Origin of the sequence: Rugamonas sp., from assembly GCF_025354735.1 — a bacterium.
Lineage (GTDB): Bacteria > Pseudomonadota > Gammaproteobacteria > Burkholderiales > Burkholderiaceae_D > Rugamonas.
Genome location: NZ_JANXMI010000084.1, coordinates 1 through 6160, shown reverse-complemented (window position 1 = coordinate 6160; position 6160 = coordinate 1). Strand labels below are relative to the sequence as shown.

Below are 6160 nucleotides of genomic sequence, written 5' to 3'. Positions count from 1 at the left end.
CTCGGACATGCCGATGATGCCGTTCATCGGCGTGCGGATCTCGTGGCTCATCATGGCCAGGAAGCGCGACTTGGCCTCGCTGGCGGCGTCGGCGCGCCGCATCAGGGCCGTCGCGTGCGCGGCGTCGTGTTCGCGCCGTTTGAGCAGCACGGCCATCAGCCAGAACGCCCCCAGCAGCGCCACCATGGCCGCCAGCGCCACCGCGCCCAGCAGGCGCACATTGCGCCACCAGCCCTCGAGCAGCAAGTCCCCGGTGATGGTGGCGTTGATGATCAGGGGATAGTTGCGGACCCGGCGCACGGCGCCCATGCGGAACACGGCGCGCCGGCCGTCGGAGGCGCGCGGGCTGTCGGTGAGCACGACGGCGCTGTCCTGCCCTCTGCTGAGCACATCGTGGGTGGCGCCGCCGCTGACGCGCCGCCCCATCAGCGCCTCCCTCAGCGGCCAGCGCGCCAGCAAGGTGTAGTCGCTCTGGTACAGCGTGATGGTGGCGTGGTCGCCCAGGCTGACGTTGCGGAAGAAGTCGGCGAAGAAGTCGCACGACACGCCCACCAGCACCACGCCGGCGAAGCGGCCGGCGCCGTCGTCGAGGCGGCGGCTGACGTAGAAGGTCCACTTGCCGTCGCCCTTGTTGCGCACCGGCTGGCTCAGGAAGGGGGCCGCGCCGGCGTGGTCGCGGTGGTGGATGAAATAGTCGCGCTCGGCCAGGTTGATGGCCGGCGCCGGATAGGCGCGCGAATAGTTGAGGACGGCGCCGGCGGCGTCGATGATGGTGGCCACCGCGATCTGCGGCTGGCCGCCCAGCTTGTCGCGCAGCGCCTGCTGCAGGGCGGCGCCGCCCAGCACGGCGGGGTCGCCGCGGGCCGGGCGCGCCAGCTCGGCCAGGCTGTCGAGCGTCAGATAGGTCGACGTCATGGTCTGGGCCGTGTTCTCGGCCAGCACCAGCGTCAGGCTGCTCAAGTCCTGGCGCCAGTCCTCGATTTCGTGCACGCGCAAGATCCAGGCCGACACCGCCGTCGTCGCGCCCAGCAGCAGCAGGATGGCGGCGCCGATGGCGGCGGTGGCGCGGCCGGCGCGCATGCCGGTCCAGCGCAGCGGATTGCGGCGGCGCTCGATGCCGCCGGGAATGGCGGCCATCTTGCCGCCCGCCCCTGCGGCGGCGCCGTCCTGGGCGCGCCCGTCGGCGGCACGGCCGGTCGCGCGCTGCGCGCTCATGGCGCCGGCGGCGCGAGGTCGGCGCCGTCGTAGCCGGCGATGCTGGCGGCCACGTCGCGCAACACCTGCGCGAACAGCGGCGCCAACGGTTCGGCGCTCTGCGGTCCGGGCAGGGTCCCGCCCCCGCCCGCCGCCAGCTCGATTTCCTGCAGCCGCGCCGCCAGCGCCACGGCGCCGACCAGCGCCGCCGTGCCCTTGAGCGCGTGGCTGGCATGGGAGACGGCGCTCCGGTCGCACGCGCCGAGCGCCAGTCGCAGGCGCTCGTACATCGGCGGCGCGATGGCCAGGAAGGTCTGCTACAGGGCCTGGAACGAGGCCAGGTCGCCGGCCACGGCGTGCATCAGCACGGCCGGGTCGATGCTGTCGTAGCGGGCGCTCATGCGGCCTCCCGCGCCGTGTCCGCCACCGGTGCCGTGCGCCGCCGCGGACACGGCAGCGACACGGAAAACACGGCGCCCCGCGGCGCTGCGGCGCCGACCCAGATGCCGCCGCCCATCAGTTCGACGAGCTGGGCCGCGATGGCCAGGCCGAGGCCGGGACCGTCCTTGCCGCGGTCGGCGCCGCCCTCGGCCTGCACGAATTTTTCGAAGATGCGCCGCCGCAGCGCCGCCGGCACGCCGCGGCCCGTGTCGCTCACGCGCAGCAGCACGCCGGGGCCGTCGACGTCGGCGCTCAGCTGCACGGCGCCGGCATCGGTGGCGTCGACGGCGTTGCGCAGCAGGATGTCGAGCACGCGCAACAGCTTGCGGCGGTCGCACACGAGCCGGCGCGGCAGGCCGGGACCGCAGCGCAAGTCCAGCGCCAGCCCCTTGGCGTGGGCGGCGTCGCGCTGTCCGGCCGCGGCCTGCTGCAACAGCTCGCCCAGCGGCTCGGCCTCCAGCTCCAGCGCCGCCTGGCCGGTCTCCAGCGCGCTCAGCTCCAGCACCGCTTCGACCAGGCCCAGCAGCTTCATGCCGCAGCCGTTGATGGCCCGCACGAAGCCGCCGGCGCGGCTGGCGCCGAGCTCCATGGCCAGCAGCTCCGAGTAGCCGAGGATGCCGTTCAGCGGCGTGCGCAACTCGTGCGACATGGTCGACAGGAAGCGCGACTTGGCCAGGTTGGCGCCGATCGCCTCGGCCCGGCTGGCGCTGAGCCAGCCCACCAGCAGCACGATGGCGCCGGCGAACAGGGCGATCACCAGCGTGACGCCGGCCGCCAGCGCCAGCGCGCGCTGGCGGCCGGCCATGTGCTCGGCCAGGCGCTCGGCGCGGTCGAAGCCGACCAGGGCGTACAGGGGAAAGCGGTCGAGCTTGGCATACGCGTAGATGCGCACGCGGCCGTCGATGGGGCCGGGCGCCGTCAGCAGGCCGTGGCCGTTGGCCCGCAGCGCGGCGAACACGGCGCTGTCGTGGATGTCCTGGCCCAGGCGCTCGTCCAGGCCCAGGCGGCGCGCGCGCATGACGCCGTCGGCGCCGACCAGAGCGATCGAGCCCTGCCGGCCGACGTCGATGTCCTGGTACAGCCGCGTGAAATAGGCCGGGTCCATCGACGCCACGACCACGCCCTGGTAGCCGCCATCGGCGCCGCTGATGCGGCGCGTCAGCTGCAGCGACCATTTCTTCGACACGCGGCCCAGCACCGGCTTGCTGATATAGAGTTCGGCGTCGGGGTCGCGCTGGTGCACGAGCACGTGTTCGCGGTCGCTCAGGTTGAGGGGCGCGAACGGTGCGCTGGCCAGCACCACGTCGCCGCCGGGACCGACGATGCTGAACAAATTATACAAGTCGCTCGGCCCCAGCCCCTCGCGCAGCGCGCGCCGGATGTCGAGCGAACGGCCCTCGCTCCGATAGCGGTGGCGCAGGAAAATGACGGCCTGGTCGGCCGCCTCCAGCGTGCGGGTGGCGTGCTCGCCGAACAGCCGCACCAGGGCGCCGGCGTCGCGCGCGGCGTCGTCCAGGGCGTCGCGCTCGGCCGCCCGCAGCTGCGCCACGGTGACGACCCACACGCCGGCGATCAGCAGCAGCGCGAACACGCCCGGCAGCCAGCGCGCATCGACCCGCCTCAATGTCCGTCGCCACATGATGCCTCCCCGCCGACAGGGCCCCGGTCCGGCGGACGGGGTGCCGCTATCGAGCCTCCATGGTGCCCGCAAAAAACATATTTGTCAAATTCGATTAAATCATTAAAATCATTTCACAACACGGCGATACTGCGCGCAGCAGGCCTTCAGGTCGCCACGCAGCTCGTCGTAGTTGACGGGCTTGGCGAAAAACACGACGCCGGCCGGCACGCCGCCGCGCGCCGCCAGCTCCGCCTCGGTCAGCCCCGACAGGATGGCGATGCGCTCAGTTCGGGGTCGGCGACGATGGTCTTGACCACCTCGTAACCGTCGATGCCGTCCATGACGATGTCGGCCAGCAGGATGTCGGGCTGGCGGCGCGCGATCTCGGGCAGGGCCTGGTGGCCGGCGCGGCGCTGCGCGCGGGCGCCCCACCGGCCGACGCCGTGGCCTTGTACGCCAGCACGGCCTGCGGCGGGATGCGGCGGTGGCCGCCCTTGGTCTGCCAGGCCTCGATCACGCCGGCCTCGACCAGCTGCTGGACCGAGGACACGGACACGCCGAGGATCTCGGCGGCGCGCCGGGTGGTGCAGACCTCGTCGGCCGTCATATCGTTGCCTTCATCGTCGCGGATTCCCAAATTAACCACAGGCAATAAAAATAGTTTCACGAATTAAGCACTTATTTGATTAATTCACTATAATTGATTTTATAGATGACGTCGCGCAAAGCGCGGCGCCGCCGCTCCCCGGCATTGTGCCGCCGAATCGCCGCGCCGCGGCGGGCGCGGCCGGGGCGGCGCAAATCGCGGAATTCAACGCCAACACAGGAGCACACCATGAACCGTACCGAAGATCCATCATCGGCCGCCGCGCCGGCCGCCCGCCCCACCCTGGTGTTCGGCCTGGGCCGCGAGGAATACGCCATCGACATCGGCCTGGTGCAGGAGCTGCGCGGCCACGACAACGTCACCCGCCTGGCCAACGCGCCCGATTATGTGAAAGGCTTCATCAATCTGCGCGGCGTGATCGTGCCGCTGCTCGACCTGCGCATCAAGTTCGGCCTGGCGGCGCCGGCCTGCGACGCCACCACCGTCGTCGTCATCCTCGACCTGGGACTGCGCACGGTCGGCGTCGTCGTCGACCGCGTCACCGAGGTGGTCGACCTGATGCCGAACCAGCTGCGCCCGGCGCCCGCGATCGGCGGCGGCATCGACACCGGCCACGTGCTGGCCATCGCCACCCTCGACGAGCGCATGCTGATCCTGGTCGACATCGGCCGGCTGCTCGGCGGCTTCCTCGACGCGGCGCCCGAGCGCCTGGCAGCCTGATCCCCCACCCCGATTGGAGAGAACACCATGAAACTGAACCAAATGACGATAGGCCGCCAGCTCACGCTCAGCTTCGGCGCCGTCCTGGTGCTGCTGGTGGCGATGGCCGCGCTGGCCTATGTGCGGGTCGGCCAGCTCAATGCCATCATCACGCTGGCCAGCAACGACCGCTACCCGAAAACGGTGATGGCGCACACCATCAAGGATGAGCTCAATGTCAACACGCGCACCATGCGCACCATGCTGCTGCTGAGCGACGCGGCGGCGGTCGACGCGGCGCGCGAGGAACTCAGCCGCAGCTCGGCCGTCATCTCCGCCACGCTGGACCGGCTCGACGCCGCCACCACGTCCGTGCGGGGCCAAGCGCTGCTCGATGCCGTCACCAGCAGCCGCAAAGGCTTCCTGGCCCAGCGCAGCCGGTTCCTCGACCTCTACAAGGCGGGACAAAAAGAGCAGGCCCAGGCGCTGCTGCTGGGTCCTATCCGTAGCAGCCAGGCCGAGTATTTCGAGCGACTCGACCAGCTGATCGCCTTCCAGTCCAAGCTGATGGACGACAGCGGCGCCGAGGCGGAAAACCTGGCCCGCCAGACTGGACTGATGCTGCCGGCGCTGGCGCTGGCGGCGCTGGCCGTCGGCTCCACGCTGGCCGTGCTGACCACCGGCGCCATCGTGCGGCCGCTGCGGCAAGCCGTGGGCGTGGCCCGCAGCGTGGCCGGCGGCGACCTGTCCAGCGTGATCACCGTGCGCGGCGGCGACGAGACGGCCCAGCTGCTGCGCGCGCTGCAGGACATGAGCGCCAGCCTGGCCACCATCGTCGGCGACGTGCGCGGCGGCGCGGCGGCCATCGCCAGCGCCTCCGGCCAGATCGCGGCCGGCAACCTCGACCTGTCGGCCCGCACCGAGCAGCAGGCCGGCGCGCTCGAGGAGACGGCCTCGTCGATGGAAGAATTGACCGCCACCGTGCGCCAGAACGCCGACCACGCACGCCAGGCCCATATGCTGGCCGCCGGCGCGTCGGATGCGGCCCGCCACGGCGGCGCCATGGTCGGCCAGGTGGTGCAAACCATGGCCGCCATCAGCGCCGCGTCGCAAAAAATCAGCGACATCATCGGGGTCATCGACGGCATCGCCTTCCAGACCAACATCCTGGCCCTGAACGCGGCCGTCGAGGCGGCCCGGGCCGGCGAACAGGGGCGCGGCTTCGCCGTCGTCGCCTCGGAAGTGCGCAATCTGGCGCAGCGCTCGGCCGCCGCCGCCAAGGACATCAAGGTGTTGATCGGCAGCTCAGGCGAACAAGTCGCGCTGGGCAGCCGGCTGGTCGACCAGGCCGGCGCCGGCATGCAGGCCATCGTCGACGGCATCACCCGGGTCGGCGACGTCATGGCCGAGATCCTGTCGGCCAGCGAGGAACAGAGTAGCGGCATCGAGCAGATCAACGCCGCCGTCGGCCAGATGGACCAGGCGACCCAGCAGAACGCGGCCCTGGTCGAGGAGGCGGCCGCCGCCGCCGCCGCCATGCGGGAACAAGCGGCCGGCCTGGAGCGATCGGTGGGCGTGTTCCGGCTGGCGGCGCGGCC

General features: G+C 71.5%; 5 protein-coding genes and 1 pseudogene. 2 read left to right on the top strand and 4 right to left on the bottom strand.

The annotated features are described in order from the left end of the window. The 4 genes and pseudogenes from Q0S71_RS07605 to Q0S71_RS07590 all read right to left on the bottom strand — a co-directional run. The coding region (locus Q0S71_RS07605; RefSeq protein WP_295993684.1) for a hybrid sensor histidine kinase/response regulator at nucleotides 1–1215 on the bottom strand (1215 nt) is incomplete at its 3' end. Beyond that, nucleotides 1212–1502, bottom strand: coding sequence for an Hpt domain-containing protein (locus Q0S71_RS07600; protein WP_295993686.1), 291 nt, complete (start codon nucleotides 1500–1502; stop codon nucleotides 1212–1214). The genes Q0S71_RS07605 and Q0S71_RS07600, both read right to left, overlap by 4 nt. 89 nt (nucleotides 1503–1591) lie before the next feature. Next, nucleotides 1592–3274 (bottom strand): ATP-binding protein, encoded by a 1683-nt coding sequence (locus Q0S71_RS07595; RefSeq protein WP_295993681.1) that lies wholly within the window; start codon nucleotides 3272–3274, stop codon nucleotides 1592–1594. A gap of 108 nt (nucleotides 3275–3382) precedes the next feature. Further along, a pseudogene (locus Q0S71_RS07590) lies at nucleotides 3383–3863 on the bottom strand (excisionase family DNA-binding protein). Between the two features lie 228 nt (nucleotides 3864–4091). Between Q0S71_RS07590 and Q0S71_RS07585 the strand changes: the two are divergent. Beyond that, the gene (locus tag Q0S71_RS07585; protein WP_295993678.1) at nucleotides 4092–4583 is read left to right on the top strand and encodes a chemotaxis protein CheW; all 492 of its coding nucleotides are present in this window, start codon (nucleotides 4092–4094) and stop codon (nucleotides 4581–4583) included. Nucleotides 4584–4610: 27 nt separating this feature from the next. Then, nucleotides 4611–6160: methyl-accepting chemotaxis protein (locus tag Q0S71_RS07580; RefSeq protein WP_295993676.1), on the top strand; the 1550-nt coding region annotated here is incomplete at its 3' end.

Coding starts and splice junctions, on each gene's coding strand:
- Q0S71_RS07595 (WP_295993681.1), bottom strand. CDS start 3,274: ATGTGGCGACGGACATTGAGGCGGGTCGATGCGCGCTGGCTGCCGGGC.
- Q0S71_RS07585 (WP_295993678.1), top strand. CDS start 4,092: ATGAACCGTACCGAAGATCCATCATCGGCCGCCGCGCCGGCCGCCCGC.